Genomic DNA, 14,388 nt, shown 5'->3' on the forward strand with positions numbered 1-14,388 from the left:
CGGAATATCGCGACGCTTCGCTACCAATTTCCTTACATGGAGCGAGGCTCGCGGCGGCCTGATAGCCCGGCTCTGGCACATCGAACGGTTCGAGCGGCGGCCATCGAGGCGGCGCGGCAATTGCCAGCACTGCCTCTTATCGCCGGCGGCAAATCATTCGGCGGTCGCATGACCTCCCAAGCGCAAGCGGAGTCGCCGCTCCCCAAGGTCGAGGGGCTGGCCTTTTTTGGATTTCCGCTGCATCCAGCGAACAAACCCTCAATCACACGCGCGGAGCACCTCAGCCAAATTCAAATTCCGATGCTCTTTCTACAGGGCACGCGGGATGCGTTGGCCGACATGACGCTGCTGGCTCAAACCATCAACACGCTCGGCGCAAGGGCGACGCTCGCAGAGGTCAGCGGAGCGGATCACTCCTTTCATGTGCCAGCGCGATCTGGCCGCACGGACACGGACGTCCTGACGGATATGCTCGATACGCTTTCCATTTGGATTACGGCGAGCACCAGAAAAGGAGACGTTTGATATCCTTCTAAGACCTCATTTCGCTAAAACGGCCGCAGCTTTGTCTCGCGGATTTCGCGACTATTGCGCTACAGAACGACAGAGAAAACAATATTTTTTCTTCAGCGGCTCCATATGACAAAGGGCGAGCAATATTTAGCCGATCTGATTATCAGATTTTAATGCATCGACATATTGTGCTTGCGAGGAATCGACGCCATCTGCGGCTTTCGACCAATGTCGCGTCGTAACCATTCTGATGACTAGTTGGATAGTGGACCTTGCGTCAGAATTCGCCCGCAATCTGAAAGAAACATGCACTATGTCTGCCACCACCACCCGCGCGCCGCGCGGAACGAAGAACTTGTTTCTGGCCTTTTTTGCTGCTGCTGACGCCATCAAGGAAGATAAGCGTCCTGCGGCCATCAAGGCCGCGCTGGCGTCGATCCGCGAAGAGTTGAAGGCCTCACGGGAACGGGCGAAATTGGCCAAGTCGCGCGCCGGCAAGAGGGGTCCAGGCCGCCCGCGCAAGGTTAAAACTGTCTAGTATTGAGTGTTGGTTCAATCCGCTCGTCTTCGAGCCGATCTTAAAACCAGGACGACTAGCGAAGCGGCCGTCGTGGCTGGAATTCTGAAATAGTCCGAACCCCTTCTCATATCGAGCAGCCACCACGCCGTCTCAAGCGAATGACGCCTTGTCACTCAGATACCATCGAGACCCGGCTCCATCCAAATTCCATGTCAGCGTCTGGCAAGGGCGAATAGGAGCCGTCGTTCACCCTCCGGTCAAGGATTACGCTCACGGTCAACGTCTTCAATCAGAAGAGCGTCCGCCCTGATGAGGCAGCGGCGATGGATCGATTCATACATCTCGTAGACGTTCTCCCTGCGAGTTTGTCGGCCTCCCAATTGTCGACAGGCGCACTGCGGGTTGTCCAGTATCAGATTGAACCCAACTTCCGCTCATGAGTAAAAAGATCAAAGTCGCGCCTGCAACGGTCTTAAGCGTCCCGACCGGTTGGGATGAGACCCTCTTAATCTGCGGCAAGTGTAGCAAGAAACTCTCGGGCGGCTTCGGCAAAGATGGCGCCGAGCCGTTAAAGACCGTTCTTCGTGCCTATCTGCGAAAACACGGCCGGCGAAGCACCAGGATCATTGAGGTGAACTGTTTCGGCGTCTGCCCGAGGAAGGCCGTCACTATGGCCCGCAGTTCGAAACCGGAAAGTCTGCTTGTCGTGGGGGCTCGAGTGGATCCAGCAAGTCTCCTTAGCTGGCTCCCGCCACGGAATTTAGAGTGACCCCAATCAGAAATATTAGCCCGACAGCTTGCGTCATTGTACGGCGCCCGCTCGCTCACACGCGCTTCGCTAGCTCTCGCACCCCGGGCTAGAGCCTCGACACGCGTTTTAACCCGCCTGCCCGCGCGTTGAACGATATCACACGGAAATTGGCGCTCACAAAATCGAGGATATATCGGCTACTTGGTCCGGGCTCTCCAATGTCGCGAGATGGCCCGTTGCTATCTCCAAATAGCAATAGCGCACGTTTGGGATGAGATCGACCAGGCCACGTGCATAAGCGGGCGGAGCCAGATGATCGTGCGCGCAACCGATAACCAAAGTGGGTTTGTTGATGCGCACCGGCTTGGTTTCTTACGTCCTTGTCATAAGCAATTCAACCTGCCGCGCCAATCCGTCCCAGCCATCTTGAGCAGCAATTTCCTTGATGTCCTCTGGGTAAGGAAATCCGAGGTAAAGCCGGTAAACAGTCGACTCGCCAACTTCAGTACGATATTTCCTTGCTTTCGATTTCCTACACGCTCCGCACACAGAACCTGTGGCACCTGGGGCAGGCCAGCGCACCATGACGGCATGCTCACATTCTTACCGCGGCCAAGTTTAGGGGCCGGCTCCGCTTAAGCCGTAAAACGTAGACCGCCGTCGCAGATCAGCGTTTGGCCGGTCATGAAGTCGTCGGCGATCAAAAACGCGATCGCCTGCGCCACGTCCTCCGGCCGCCCGACGCGGCCGACCGGGGTTCTGGCCGCGAAGTCTTTGAACATCGCCTGCTTCTGGGGCTCAGGCATGCCGTCCCACCACGGTGTATCAATCACGCCCGGAGAGACCCCATTCACACGCATGGGCTTGAGTTCGACGGCGAGGATCGGGACGAGCGCTGCGACGGCGGCATTGGCAGCGCCAATCCCGGCTGTGCCAGGCACGGCAGCCTGGGCTGAGACGGCCGAGACGAAGGTGAGGCTGCCCGTTGGGCTCAAGGAGGGCAGCGCTGCCTGCGCTGTCGCGAAGTGTGCATAGACCTTCTCCTCGAAGCCAAGTCGAACGCTGGCAAGACTGACGGTCGCGAAAGGCCCTACGCCCTGGCCGCTTCCGAGGGCCAATACCAAGTGGTCAAACCTGCCGATTTGCGCGAATTGGGCTGGAAGTGCGTCAGCCGCAGCCGCGTCCATCAGCACGGTCTGCGCTTGCCCTCCTAGCTGGCGTCCCGCCTCGGCAAGTCGGTTTTCGTTACGGCCCCCAATGGTGACCCGGGCGCCGGATGCGAGGAGATGACGCGCGGTAGCGAGACCGATCCCCGATGAGCCTCCGACGATGACAGTGTGCTGAGATGACATGATATGCTCCAATGTATTGAGCGGCCGCACAAGGCTGTCGGGTCTCGTTTACGCCGCTCGAGGGAGCATGGCTCGAACGAAAGGGCGCAAACAGTTTCCAGCTGATCCTAGTATTGATTATGCTATCGTGACCTTCATGAGCGATGCTCCGACGATCGATGCTGACGCCCGCCGACGTGAAGCCGGGGAGTTCCTGCGGTCGCGCCGTGAGCGACTCGTCCCGTCTGATGTAGGCCTCTCAAATGGCTTCCGGCGGCGCACCCCCGGCTTGCGCCGCGAGGAGGTCGCGATGCTCGCCGGCGTCGGAACAACTTGGTACACCTGGCTCGAGCAAGGGCGGGACGTGAAGCCTTCCAACGAGGTCCTATCGGCGCTCTCGGGCGCCCTGCAGCTCGATCCTACCGAACGGCGCCACCTCTTTGTCCTCCACGACCGGCCGTTGCCAGATCCACGCTCAACGGGAGTAGAGCGGATCAATGAGCCGCTCCGCCGGATGTTGGACAGCCTGACGGGGCAGCCCGCTTACGTGCTCGGCCGGCGGTGGGACTTGCTGGCGTGGAACAGGGCAGCCGAGGTGGTGTATGGCCCGTATGGGCGGCTCGAGGGCGATGAGCGCAACACGCTCCATCTAATATTTACAGATCCGGATCATCGCCGCTTGCTCGTCGATTGGGAGGCAGTGGCGCGGGCCTCGCTCGCGATGTTCCGCGCCGACTATGCCCGCCATACCGGAAACCCGGATTTCACGCGCCTCATCGCTCACCTGACGCGTCAAAGCACAGAGTTCGCGCAGTGGTGGCCGCAGCGTGAGGTGGCACGCCCGCTCGCGGGCCAGAAACGCGTCAATCACCCGACCGCGGGGCAAATGCTTTTCGAATACTCCAGCCTTGGCGTGGGCGACCTGCCGGATATGAAGCTGATCGTCTTCACACCCCTTGATGATTCAGGCAAGAAGCTGGAGCAGCTACTGCGCGATCGGCCGCGGTGACGATACGATAATAACAGCTGCTGCTCTAGGAGGCGTCGAGTTCGCCGCTGCCGTGTTGGCGATAACGCGTTGTCCGCAGTTCGCACGGAAGGTCCTCAAGATAAGCTCTTTGACGCAGCAGCCTCAAGGGGCGCCTCCAGCAATCCGAGTGCCTTATAATCCTTGAGGTCTACTTGCACGAGAAGGTCGGCGACTGCGGCCTTTTCGGTATCTCCTTTTCCAACCGGATCTCCGGCTTGGTAGCTGTCCATTGTCGCCGTCCAGTCAAAAGACCGCTCCTCTATAGGTAGTCGATCGTAGCGTGTGACGATTTTCATGCGTGCCCCCGGTGCTCGGTGCAAGCTGAGTCACACCCTGTGAACAAGTGAATTTTGCGCAATCAGCGACAGTATCGCGGTTACGTGTTGGTAGTGTGCTTCTCTGAAATCTATAAGTAGGCGCGAGATCCTTTCATTCCACGCCGAGGAACTTCCTTTACAAAGTAAGCCAGCATTTTGCTAGCCGGGAGCTCCGCGACCAAGGTTTCCAGCAGCGTCTTGTCTGTGTTCTAGAGAGCGGCTCCGCCGCGTGACCGCCGCCACCCCGCACAAGATTCTGGGTCTAGAACGCGTGCGTTGAATTCGAGAGAAGCTAAAACTGTGCATATAAGAGCGGGAGTGAACTTCTTGTGTGTATCCCTGACAGGGTGCAAAACCCTGCGCACCGCCGCTTCTTGACCGGCAGTCGCGGGGTTCAGGCCGCACCTGACCAACCCGGGATCACGCATGGGTTCGCAGATTGGCCCGACGTTGCCCTTGCGAACCGGGCGCAGCATTTGCGGTGGCCGCTACGGGGATAGTGCGCTGGCGCGGGGTAGCGGCGGCCGCGACCCGATCTCGCGACCGCCGGGTTGGCGGAATCTTCAAGTCTCCGCCAACCCGGCCCCGCTTTAGCTTCGCCGTCGGCCCGCAAGCCGACGCGAGCCGGGCAGAGGCGTCGCGCAAGGAGATAGTAAAATACGACTTCAACTCCGCGCTGACCTTGCGGTCAGTATCGACAAGTTGCCAGCAACACAGCAGATGATCGTCGATGGCAGCGGCATATTGACGCAATCTCAGCTTGCGTGTGATCAGGCCGATGCCCATTGGCTCGTCGTGGTTGCACTGGACAGACGATATGCCGCGAAGGCCGCTTGCGTCCGGTTAGTCGCCCCCATCTTGCGCATAATGTTGCGAACATGGACCTTAACGGTGCTTTCGCTCATCCCGAGATCAAACGCAATGATCTTGTTGGCTTTTCCGAGCTGCAGCTGTTCCATCACGTGTCCCTGGCGCACCGTCAACTGGCTGGGTGACCGAACAACTGCTTCTGCGGCCGCGCGACCTGCGCGCTCGTTCAACATGACATCAGTGGGCACATAGGTGCCTCCCGACTGCACGAACTGGATAGCCGCGAGGGTCATCGCGAGACTTGTCGTTTGCGTTGGGATGAAGCCGTTCGCGCCATTCGTTAGTGCGTCGCGAATTGTGCTTGCCTGACGACCCTCTTCGAGGTCCGACAAGACAACCAGTCTTGCGCTTTCAAAAGCCAGATGGAGCTGCGAGGTTCCTGAAAGAGAGGCCTCTGAGCTGTGGGAGTAGTAGACGATAAGGTCGAACCCGCTGCCTTCTTGCGAAATGCACTCGTCAACAGATGCAAAAGCGTGGATCTTGTTGTCGGGATACATATCACCCAGTGACGACAGGAAACATTCTCGTGTGAGACTGTAACTGTCAATCAACGCGAGCCGCATTAGGCTCGACGCGGCGTTCGAGCGCTTAGCTGGAGCGGACGATGGCCCAAAGCTCTCGCTAAGCTCTGCTGCGTCCTCCGAATAAGTCGAAAGGGAGGAGGCATCGGCGCTGAAATTGTCCATGTCTAAAACTTTCGAATTTTAGCGGTTAATTGGGCGTAGGCGGTTTGAATGACCTTCGTTTAGCTGGATATTTGTTGCGTTGGATTGCTGTTACGTAAGGAAACGTAACCGCAAGCGCGCGTGATGAGCTAAATAAGAGACAATGTCTCGCCACGCGGTTCGGTCGGTGCGCGTTCGATGCTCGCCGCCCATCGGTGCGACGCTCACCAGGACCTAACGGCGGTGTTCCGCTGCTGATGGACGGTGCTCAGGGGCTAAGCCGCACACCGAACTCTGGCAGCGGATCCGTAAGCGTCTTCCGATCGACGCGGTTGACATAGCGTTGTGGCGAAGGTGACGATCGCACTGGCAGCGGATTCGGGAAGGCTGATCGCTTGAAAGCAACCTTCGGGAAGCGGGCTTGTCATGCTGAACACAACCCGCCGCCGTGTCCTAGCTTTCGCGATCACCCTCGTGCCGGTGCTGGCATTTCGCCGTACTGTCGCCGGTGCCATGGTGGTGGAACCAGTGCCGGAATCAGCGCGTCACCCACCCGCCGCTATACGTTGATGGGACGCACTAAAGTTGCATTTCAGACTTGAGAAGCGATTGGCTCAGGCGACGATGCGACGATAGACATGCCAAGTTGCGTGGCCGAGGAGCGGCAAAGTGACCGCCAGGCCAAAAAGCCCAGGAATGGCGCCGATGACCAGACCGACGACGATCACCACGCCCCAGCCCAGCATGAAAACCGGGTTTCGCGCCATCGCCTGCAACGAGACACCAATTGCCTCCATCGCCGTCACCGGCTTATCGAGCGCAAGTGGGAAGGACACGCAGCCGATCGCCACGGCAACCAGGGCGAAAATGATGCCGGCGCCACAGCCGATGACGATCATCTTCCAGCCGGCGGTGGTCGTCAGCACCCGGGTGAGGAAGAAAGCGCTGGCCTTGTCGGATGAAGTGCCGAGCGTCGAGTGATAGATGACGCCAGCGACCGCGAGCCATAGCAAAAAGAGGAGAATGGCGATACCGCCGAGGACGCGCAGCGACCGGCCGCGTGGCCCGAAGAAAAGATTCACGGGATGCGCGGCGGCATCCTCTCCATACAGCTCGCGTCCACGGCTGAGGGCCGCGTACCAGAGCGTCGCCAGCGGTCCTATCAGTGCGAAACCGGATGCGGCCGGGAACAGGAACGGCAGCAGTGCGCGGTCCGCGACGACGCCGGCGACAACCAGGCCGGCAAGCGGAAAGAGCACCGCGATCGTGATCTGGTCGGTCCGCAACGCGCGGAGGTCGTCAAACCCCTCGCGCAGCGCGGAGACGAGGTCATTGAGGCCGGCCTTACGAATTTCGATGGGTCCCGGCGACGCCGCGTCGTCCCGCTCTTCCTCTACGCGGGCGGCGACCTCCTCATGGGTTTCGGGCGGGGCGCGGAACACAACCATGAAGGCATCGGAGAGTGTGGTGGCGAAGCTCATGCGGATCGTTTCCCTACCTGGCCGCCGCTACTCGAGCAACGTCGGTTGCTGAGTCATGTCCATGCCCGGCATCGTGTCGGGCATAACGCGCGGCGCAAGCGAGTGGAACATCCAGACCGAAAGCCCGATCGTGAAGACGAAGAGCGGCAGCGTGAGGATGAGCGAGACGCTTTTCCAGGCTTGAGCCGGGGACAGGCCCAAGCCGAAGAACAACGCAGCCTGTGCGACGAGCGCGATAACGACGAGCGAGAATATGACCCAGAGGAAGGCAGGGTAGGTAAGCACATGCTGCTGCGTGACCAGCAGCGCCGCCAGCATGAGAACGATGGAGGCGGCATAACCGGCGAAATAGCCGCCGGTGCTTGCCTGGCGCACTTCGGAGTGCAGCAGCGGATCCTGTCCATGAGTGGCCATCAGAAGGCTCCCCTAAGATAAACGAAGGCGTAGACGCAGACCCAGACGGAGGCCTGGAACTGCCAGAACATCCGCAGGTTGAGCAGGCGCGCGACGATGCTTGGGGTGAAGCCGGACCTTGCCACCTGAACGATCATGACGAGCATCCAGAGGATGCCGAAGGCCATGTGCAGCCCGTGCGTCCCGATCAGCACGAAGTAGATTGAGAGGAAGCCGCTCCGGTCGGGACCGTCGCCCAGGGCGATGAGCCGTGCGAAGTCGCCGAGTTCCAGTCCGATGAAGACGAGGCCAAGGACGAGGGCGATGGTGATGTAGAGAATGACGCCCGGCTGGCTGCGCATCTTCATGGCAACGCTGGCGAGGCTGTAGGCGAAGACGCTCGTCATAACGGCGAGAGTTTGCCAGAAGCCTGCGAGCGGGTGGACGATCTGGTGGGCACCGGGTCCGCCTGCGAGATTAGTTGTCTGGTCGAGCACGCCATAGGCGGCAAAGAGCGCCGCAAAAATGAGCGCGTCACTCATCATGTAGAGCCAGAAGCCCAGGGTGCGCGTCGCGATATCGTCATGCGCCTCAGCCTCGTGCTGCCACAGCACCGAGTCCGGGGTGGCAGGCCGCTGGTGAATTGCCATCAGTGGGCCCCGGCTTCCATGAGTGGCGGTCGCGACGGCTGCTCGGCGATGATGCCGGAGGCGGCCGTCCGCCGTTCCATCGCTGCGATCTCGCCCGGCTGCAACATGTAGCCGGGCGTGTGCTGGAACGAGCGGAAGATGACCAGAGCGATGATGGCGAGCAGCCCGCCGCCCGCCATCCACCAGATGCGCCAGATCATGCCGAACCCGAGGCCGAAGGAGCAGATGCCAATCAGGATCGGTATCATCGTGTTGCCCGGCATGTGGATCGGCGCAAAGCGATCGGGATGCGAGAGATCGAGCCCACTGCGCCGCCGCCAGTCCAGCTCATCCCGCGCATTGATCTGCGGGGTGACAGCGAAGTTGTAGAAGGGCACCGGCGTCCGGGTCAGCCACTCCAAAGTGCGCGACGTGCCCCATGGATCGGACTCGAGGCTCGTGTTCCGGTTGCGGAGGCTGACGAAAAGCATCCACGCAAAGATCAGGACGGAGAGGCCGTAGAAGCCGATACCAATCTCCTGGATGATGAGGAGGGGCAGCATGTGCGGGTCGTAAAGATAATCCAGCCGCCGCGTCTCCCCCATGAAGCCGAGCGCGAACATGGCTACGAAGACCAGGATGGAGCCGGTCGAAAAGGTCCAGAAGAACAGCTTGCCGCTGCGCTCGTCGAGCTGCATGCCGAAGACCTTCGGGAACCAGAAGATGACGGCGCCGAAGATCGCGTAGGCGATGAGCAGGACCATGCAATGGAAGTGAGCCACCACGAAGACGCTGTTGTGGACCGTGTAGTCGATGGCCGGCATCGCAAGCATCATCCCGGTCAGGCCGCCGGCCAGCAGCATGAACAGGCCGCCGAGGCACCACAACATAGGCGTCTCGAAGGTCAGCCGGCCCCGGTACATCGTGAAGACCCAGTTGAAGACCTTCACGCCAGTCGGCACGCCCACCAGCATCGTGGCCACGCTGAAGAAGGTATTCACCCCAGGGCCGGCGCCCATGGTGAAGAAGTGATGCAGCCAGACTAGCCAGGCGATACCCGCAATCGCGAAGGTGGCCGCGACCATGGTAGTGTAGCCGAAGAGCGGCCGGTGCGAGAAAGCCGGGATGATTTCCGAGAAGATGCCGAAGGCTGGCAGCACGAGGAAGTACACCTCCGGGTGGCCCCAGATCCAGAATAGGTTGGTGTACAGCATCAGGTTGCCGCCCAGGCCGGCCGTGAAGAAATGCGTGCCGATGTAGCGGTCGCAGCTCAGCATCGCGAGCGCCACGCCGAGAACCGGGAAAGCGGTCAGGCCGATGATGTTGGTCGAGAGCGTCGTCCAGGTGAAAACCGGCAGGCGGAACCACGTCATGCCGGGCGCACGCATCATGACGATGGTGGCGATCATATTGACGGCGTTCAGGGTGGTCCCGATGCTCGAGATCTGGATAGACCAGACCCAGTAGTCGACGCCGACGCCCGGGCTGAAGGGCAGCTCGGTCAGCGGGATCAGGCCAGACCAGCCCGCATCCGAGAAATCACCGACGAACAGCGAGACCATGACAAGCGCCGCACCCATCGCGGTCAGCCAGAGGCTGAGGGCATTCATATACGGAAAAGCCATATCACGGGCGCCGACTTGAAGGGGCACAATGACGTTGGTGAGGCCCGTGAGGATTGGCGTCACCGCAAACAGGATCATAATGGTCCCGTGGGAACTGTAGATCTGGTCGAAGTGGTACGGCGGAATGTAGCCGTGCGAGGCGTCTAGAAAATGCGGCGAGTGGGGTCCGTCCGCGAGTACTTGCTGTGTCCGGATCATCAGCCCGTCGAAGAACCCGCGGAACATCATGACGAGCCCGACGATGATGTACATGACGCCGATCTTCTTGTGATCGACGGTCGTGATCCACTCGCGCCAGAGGTAAGGAATTTTCTTGAAATAAAGGACGGGCAGGACAATGGCGATGCCCGCGACGGCGGCGAGCGTGAAAGCGAAAAGAATGATGACGTTGTCGTAGGGGATGGCGTGCAGCGTGAGACGGCCGAACAGAAAGGACCAGGGGCCCTGCAGATGGACTGGCACTCTATGAGCCCTTTCCGTTTTCGGAGCTTCGGCGCTGATTGGATGGGCCGCTATCGGGCGCCATTTTCTCGGTGAGGTCGGCGGGGACCGGATAGGTCAACCCGTTCAACGCGTCCGTCACGGCACGATTGAACACGCCGGTGTCCACTGAGGCGAAGTAGCCCGGCTTGGCGCCGATGTTCAGCGTGGGATGAGCGAGCTTCTGGAACACGGCGTAGGACAAGGCACCGCGGTTCGGCTGCGCCTGGCCCGCCTGCACTCCGGCTACCCAGCTGCTGAAGCCGTCCCCGCTCATGACGCGGGTGGAGAACTGCATCCATGAAAAGCCCGCACCGCTGAAGTCGGCGGAGAAGCCGGTAAACGTTCCTGGACCGTCGGAACTAAAGGCGTCCCGCGTCTGCATGCCGGGCATCACGTCGATCATCGGTGCAAGTTGCGGGATGAAGAAGTCGTTTGTGACTGATGTGGATGTCATCCGCAGCCGCACTACCCGCCCCTGTGGCACGACAAGGTCGTCGATCGTCGCGATATGCTGCTTCGGGTAAATGAAGAACCACTGCCAGTCCGTCGTGATGACATCAATTTCTAATGGAGCTTGCGCTGGCACCTGCGTGCCGGCGGGCGCGCGGAGCACGGTCGGGTCATAGGGATTGGTCTCGATGACGGACTCATAGGTAAAAACCGCGAGCAGGGCGACGATCGCGATCGGGCCGCCCCAGATCAGGAGCTCGATTGTCATAGAATGCGCCCAATCCGGATCGTAGGCGGCCTTGCGCGCCTTGCCGTAGCGCCAGATGAAAAGGCACAGCATCAAGGTTGTCGGCAGGATTATGAGCAGCATGATGCCCACATCGATCATCGTGTACTTGAGCTGCGCGGCTGCGACAGGGCCTTTGGGGTAGAAGAGCCGGAACTCTTCGCCGCAGCCGCCAAGTGGAATCAGTGCGAGACCCACAAGTGGCCATGTCAGCCATTTCGAAAGATGCTCTTTGACGTGGGAACACTTGACCGGAGCCAAGACGAAATCCTTCCTGCGCAGACGATGAGGTTTGACCATGGTTCCTTCGTACAGCGCGGCGCGCCGGATCGCAGCTGAGTTCTACGGGAGATCTCGATTCTGTCGAGTGGCTCCGTCAGGAGTTCAGTGTTTCCAGAGATCACAAAGAGGCCAACCAGGCAACACTTGGCCGATGGCACCCGTCGGGTGCAGGACCATTTAGGCCGCACATCCTGGTCCACCCCGCTACAGCAACGACAATCACTTTCGTTTAGGTGTACTGGTCGTGATTCGATCTGACAGATGCCCTGGATGGTGTCGGATGGGTTATCGGTGTCCGACGTTACGCGGCGTTGAGCATTTTGCCCCTGGCGATGGGTTTGCTGTCAATGAAGGTCTGCATGGGTGTCTTACCATAACACCAGCGTCCCTGGTGGGACCGTTGCTCGTTGTAGCTGGCCATCCAGACGTCGGGGTCAGTCTGCAGCTGCGCGATATTGCTGTAGATTCGCTTGCGGAACGCGAGCTGGTAGAATTCTCTGAGCATGGTCTTATGGAACCGCTCGACGATGCCGTTGGTTTGCGGGCTGCAGGCCTTGGTCCCGCTGTGGCCGATGTCCTCGCCCGCGAGATGCGACAAAACTCGGTTCCGCGATCGGTCAGCTCCCGGCCTAGCTTGAGATCCTGCTGGTCGAAGAACGGCACGACACGGTCGTTGAGCAGATCGGCCGCGGTGATCGGGGTTTTGCGGTCATACAGCTTGGCAAAGCCCAGCTTGGTGTAGGTGTCGATGAAGGTCTACTCATAGATGCGCCCCACGACTTTGAGCGTGCCGACATAGAACGTGTCCTGAGCCCCGTAATAGGCCGGGCAATCACTCTCGAACTCGCCGAACGCCTCCTTGTCCAGCTGGCGCGCTCCGGGGCTGCAATCTGGGCCTCTGTCAGCACCAGGCCGTCCTGGGCGCTTTTAGCCTCCAGGGCTTTGAGCCGCTTCTGCATGGTTTCCGGGTCATGGCGCTGCCAGACACAGCGCACGCCAGCGGGCGAGGCCGCGATGTCGGGCGCGCCCCCATCCAGGTCCCGGCCAGTGATCGCCTGATCACGGACTGGCAGTCGCAACCGGATTACAGTTTAGATTACTGCAATCATTCAGTGTTTGCTTGCGCATCCGTGCGTTTTCTCGGTGCGTTTACGTGCGGCCAAGTCACTAGCGACTGGTCGTCGGGGCTTCAGCGCAGCAGTGACTGAGCGACTGCGTGAGACGGGCCTGGCAATCGTGGTGCCGTCAAGCTTATCCTTGCCAATTCAGGTTGCGCGAACCGGATGACACCCAATGTGCTCTCTTAGAGTAGAGAACGCGGCGGGCAGTCTCAGCGACACGGGTTCCTACGCCTGATCAGCTGATTAGTCCCGACGCACACGTCGACTCAGTTTCGGAAGTTCGGGAGATGAGCGTGAACGCAGATCGCATTGGAGACACTTTCCAGAATTTGGCTGAAAAGGTCCAGGATGCCTTGACTGGGGACACCAGAGCTCAGCTTGAGGTCAAAGCGCGTCGGGTGGCCGGCCAAGCTCGAGACGCGTACGGCGAGGTAGTCGAGCAGGCGGCAGATGCTGCGACCGCTGTTGGCAAAGGTGTGGAGCAACAACCGTTGATCGCCCTGCTAATAGCTGGGGCCGTCGGCTACGCGCTCGGCAAGCTGCTTCATCCTCGCTGATTTGGCACATAAGCAGGGAGAATGCATCCATGAAATCAGTTCTGGCTTTGGCAACTTTTGCTTTAGCGATCCTCGTTCTTGAAGGCAAAGCTCGCCAGGTCGCCGCCGATGCTCAGGGTGCCTATGGTGAGACTGTGGATCGGGTTCGCTCCGTAGCGGCCGATACCCGCCGTGCGACGACGAATCGGCCCATTCCATCTCTGCTGGTCGCAAGCCTCGTGGGTTACGGTCTAAGCCGTCTGACACGTTTAATTGGGATCGACTGAGACCTACACATACGGATCTGAGCTGAGGCGCGCGGCGTCACAATCATTGCTGTGCCTGCAGCTTTCTTCCTGTATCTCGCAACTTGACCCAGCTACGCCTTGGTCAGCATTTCGGATGTTTCCATGCTCCGCGTTTCCTGCAGTGACAAGCGGGGTAACTACGTCGCTGACGTTACAATCGTCCTAGGATTCTGGAACGGGGTCGATGCCAAGTTCCTGCCGGATGTGCTGAAACTTCTTCGGATCGGCGAAACGGCGGTCCGTCATCATTGCCCGCAGCTCGGCCAACCCTTTTGTCGTGAAGAATAACCGAGGGGGACGTGATCCGGTATCAAGCCGCATCAGCCCCCGCTCAATCAGACCGTTGGCGATGGGCGAGAGCTTAGGCTTTCCGCTCTCAGGTCCGCCCCGCCAGGTTTTGAGCATAAAGCCCTCGGCGACCGTCGGATATGTCGAGAAGAACATATCGAGCTCTCGCCGGATATACTCTCGCTCGCCGGCCGTGAACCCCGCGGCAGTCGGATCGTTCAGCTTGCTCATGCCAAATCCAAATGAGTGGCCCACTCTCCTCAGGAACGTAAGGTTTTGCGCCCGAGTCAATCCCGCATACGTCGTTGAATTTTTGGGTCTAGGAGATCATGAGGGCGGAACGCCACAACCCGCGCGATGTTGTCAATACCGATATTCCATCTCAACGGGGCAACTCCCTAAGCTAAGCTCAAATGTCTGCCAGCTATCTCGCGAATGTAATCTTTCTTCTAGCCGCTCCATCGCACCTGCATTGCCTCCTCTTGCAGCTCACGCGCAAGGTCGGCGTG

General features: G+C 59.8%; 15 protein-coding genes and 1 pseudogene. 6 read left to right on the top strand and 10 right to left on the bottom strand.

The window, feature by feature from the left end:
* Together GSQ83_RS12285 and GSQ83_RS12290 are read left to right on the top strand one after the other, a co-directional pair.
* Positions 1-525: alpha/beta family hydrolase (locus GSQ83_RS12285; protein ID WP_158803192.1), on the top strand; the 525-nt coding region annotated here is incomplete at its 5' end.
* Positions 526-826: 301 nt separating this feature from the next.
* Positions 827-1,051 (top strand): hypothetical protein, encoded by a 225-nt coding sequence (locus tag GSQ83_RS12290; RefSeq protein WP_158803193.1) that lies wholly within the window; start codon positions 827-829, stop codon positions 1,049-1,051.
* Positions 1,052-2,419: 1,368 nt separating this feature from the next.
* On the opposite strand, the gene GSQ83_RS12295 is transcribed toward GSQ83_RS12290, so the two are convergent.
* Positions 2,420-3,136: an SDR family oxidoreductase gene (locus GSQ83_RS12295; RefSeq protein WP_158803194.1), complete on the bottom strand. Its 717-nt coding sequence runs from the start codon at positions 3,134-3,136 to the stop codon at positions 2,420-2,422.
* Positions 3,137-3,272: 136 nt separating this feature from the next.
* Here GSQ83_RS12295 and GSQ83_RS12300 point away from each other — a divergent pair, with 136 nt between their 5' ends.
* The gene (locus GSQ83_RS12300; RefSeq protein ID WP_158803195.1) at positions 3,273-4,124 is read left to right on the top strand and encodes a helix-turn-helix transcriptional regulator; all 852 of its coding nucleotides are present in this window, start codon (positions 3,273-3,275) and stop codon (positions 4,122-4,124) included.
* A gap of 95 nt (positions 4,125-4,219) precedes the next feature.
* Here GSQ83_RS12300 and GSQ83_RS12305 read toward each other — a convergent pair whose 3' ends face one another.
* Positions 4,220-4,441: a hypothetical protein gene (locus GSQ83_RS12305; RefSeq protein WP_158803196.1), complete on the bottom strand. Its 222-nt coding sequence runs from the start codon at positions 4,439-4,441 to the stop codon at positions 4,220-4,222.
* A 791-nt stretch (positions 4,442-5,232) separates the two neighbouring features.
* The gene (locus GSQ83_RS12310; RefSeq protein WP_158803197.1) at positions 5,233-6,018 is read right to left on the bottom strand and encodes a response regulator transcription factor; all 786 of its coding nucleotides are present in this window, start codon (positions 6,016-6,018) and stop codon (positions 5,233-5,235) included.
* A gap of 405 nt (positions 6,019-6,423) precedes the next feature.
* Here GSQ83_RS12310 and GSQ83_RS12315 point away from each other — a divergent pair, with 405 nt between their 5' ends.
* The gene (locus GSQ83_RS12315) at positions 6,424-6,567 is read left to right on the top strand and encodes a hypothetical protein (protein WP_158803198.1); all 144 of its coding nucleotides are present in this window, start codon (positions 6,424-6,426) and stop codon (positions 6,565-6,567) included.
* Between the two features lie 44 nt (positions 6,568-6,611).
* On the opposite strand, the gene GSQ83_RS12320 is transcribed toward GSQ83_RS12315, so the two are convergent.
* The 6 genes and pseudogenes from GSQ83_RS12320 to GSQ83_RS30500 all read right to left on the bottom strand — a co-directional run.
* Positions 6,612-7,478 carry a DUF2189 domain-containing protein gene (locus GSQ83_RS12320; protein ID WP_158803199.1) on the bottom strand — a complete coding sequence of 289 codons (867 nt, stop codon included), beginning with the start codon at positions 7,476-7,478 and terminating at the stop codon, positions 6,612-6,614.
* A gap of 27 nt (positions 7,479-7,505) precedes the next feature.
* On the bottom strand, positions 7,506-7,892 hold the full coding sequence (locus tag GSQ83_RS12325; RefSeq protein WP_158803200.1) for a cytochrome O ubiquinol oxidase: 387 nt from the start codon (positions 7,890-7,892) through the stop codon (positions 7,506-7,508).
* Entirely contained in the window at positions 7,892-8,521 is a 630-nt protein-coding gene (locus GSQ83_RS12330) for a cytochrome c oxidase subunit 3 (protein WP_158803201.1), read from the bottom strand. The genes GSQ83_RS12325 and GSQ83_RS12330 overlap by 1 nt, the downstream gene beginning before the upstream one ends.
* Entirely contained in the window at positions 8,521-10,554 is a 2,034-nt protein-coding gene (locus GSQ83_RS12335; protein WP_371418004.1) for a cbb3-type cytochrome c oxidase subunit I, read from the bottom strand. The genes GSQ83_RS12330 and GSQ83_RS12335 overlap by 1 nt, the downstream gene beginning before the upstream one ends.
* A gap of 34 nt (positions 10,555-10,588) precedes the next feature.
* Positions 10,589-11,605 carry a cytochrome C oxidase subunit II gene (locus tag GSQ83_RS12340; protein ID WP_158803203.1) on the bottom strand — a complete coding sequence of 339 codons (1,017 nt, stop codon included), beginning with the start codon at positions 11,603-11,605 and terminating at the stop codon, positions 10,589-10,591.
* A 322-nt stretch (positions 11,606-11,927) separates the two neighbouring features.
* Positions 11,928-12,642, bottom strand: a pseudogene (locus GSQ83_RS30500) (integrase core domain-containing protein); the annotation flags it as partial.
* Between the two features lie 392 nt (positions 12,643-13,034).
* Here GSQ83_RS30500 and GSQ83_RS12350 point away from each other — a divergent pair.
* Complete coding sequence (locus GSQ83_RS12350; protein WP_158803204.1) at positions 13,035-13,304, top strand: CsbD family protein; 270 nt, start codon at positions 13,035-13,037, stop codon at positions 13,302-13,304.
* Between the two features lie 29 nt (positions 13,305-13,333).
* Positions 13,334-13,570 (top strand): hypothetical protein, encoded by a 237-nt coding sequence (locus tag GSQ83_RS12355; RefSeq protein ID WP_158803205.1) that lies wholly within the window; start codon positions 13,334-13,336, stop codon positions 13,568-13,570.
* Between the two features lie 183 nt (positions 13,571-13,753).
* Here GSQ83_RS12355 and GSQ83_RS12360 read toward each other — a convergent pair whose 3' ends face one another.
* Positions 13,754-14,110, bottom strand: coding sequence for a hypothetical protein (locus tag GSQ83_RS12360; RefSeq protein WP_158803206.1), 357 nt, complete (start codon positions 14,108-14,110; stop codon positions 13,754-13,756).
* Between the last annotated feature and the right edge of the window lie 278 nt (positions 14,111-14,388).

The sequence above is a fragment of the Acidisoma sp. L85 genome (genome assembly GCF_009765865.1).
Taxonomy (GTDB): Bacteria; Pseudomonadota; Alphaproteobacteria; order Acetobacterales; family Acetobacteraceae; genus Acidisoma.

What these genes read in the sequence shown, in the direction of transcription:
- GSQ83_RS12300 (WP_158803195.1), top strand. Translation starts at nt 3,273, where the DNA reads ATGAGCGATGCTCCGACGATCGATGCTGACGCCCGCCGACGTGAAGCC.
- GSQ83_RS12295 (WP_158803194.1), bottom strand. Translation starts at nt 3,136, where the DNA reads ATGTCATCTCAGCACACTGTCATCGTCGGAGGCTCATCGGGGATCGGT.
- GSQ83_RS12315 (WP_158803198.1), top strand. Translation starts at nt 6,424, where the DNA reads ATGCTGAACACAACCCGCCGCCGTGTCCTAGCTTTCGCGATCACCCTC.
- GSQ83_RS12320 (WP_158803199.1), bottom strand. Translation starts at nt 7,478, where the DNA reads ATGAGCTTCGCCACCACACTCTCCGATGCCTTCATGGTTGTGTTCCGC.
- GSQ83_RS12310 (WP_158803197.1), bottom strand. Translation starts at nt 6,018, where the DNA reads ATGGACAATTTCAGCGCCGATGCCTCCTCCCTTTCGACTTATTCGGAG.
- GSQ83_RS12360 (WP_158803206.1), bottom strand. Translation starts at nt 14,110, where the DNA reads ATGAGCAAGCTGAACGATCCGACTGCCGCGGGGTTCACGGCCGGCGAG.
- GSQ83_RS12290 (WP_158803193.1), top strand. Translation starts at nt 827, where the DNA reads ATGTCTGCCACCACCACCCGCGCGCCGCGCGGAACGAAGAACTTGTTT.
- GSQ83_RS12355 (WP_158803205.1), top strand. Translation starts at nt 13,334, where the DNA reads ATGAAATCAGTTCTGGCTTTGGCAACTTTTGCTTTAGCGATCCTCGTT.
- GSQ83_RS12330 (WP_158803201.1), bottom strand. Translation starts at nt 8,521, where the DNA reads ATGGCAATTCACCAGCGGCCTGCCACCCCGGACTCGGTGCTGTGGCAG.
- GSQ83_RS12350 (WP_158803204.1), top strand. Translation starts at nt 13,035, where the DNA reads ATGAGCGTGAACGCAGATCGCATTGGAGACACTTTCCAGAATTTGGCT.
- GSQ83_RS12305 (WP_158803196.1), bottom strand. Translation starts at nt 4,441, where the DNA reads ATGAAAATCGTCACACGCTACGATCGACTACCTATAGAGGAGCGGTCT.
- GSQ83_RS12325 (WP_158803200.1), bottom strand. Translation starts at nt 7,892, where the DNA reads ATGGCCACTCATGGACAGGATCCGCTGCTGCACTCCGAAGTGCGCCAG.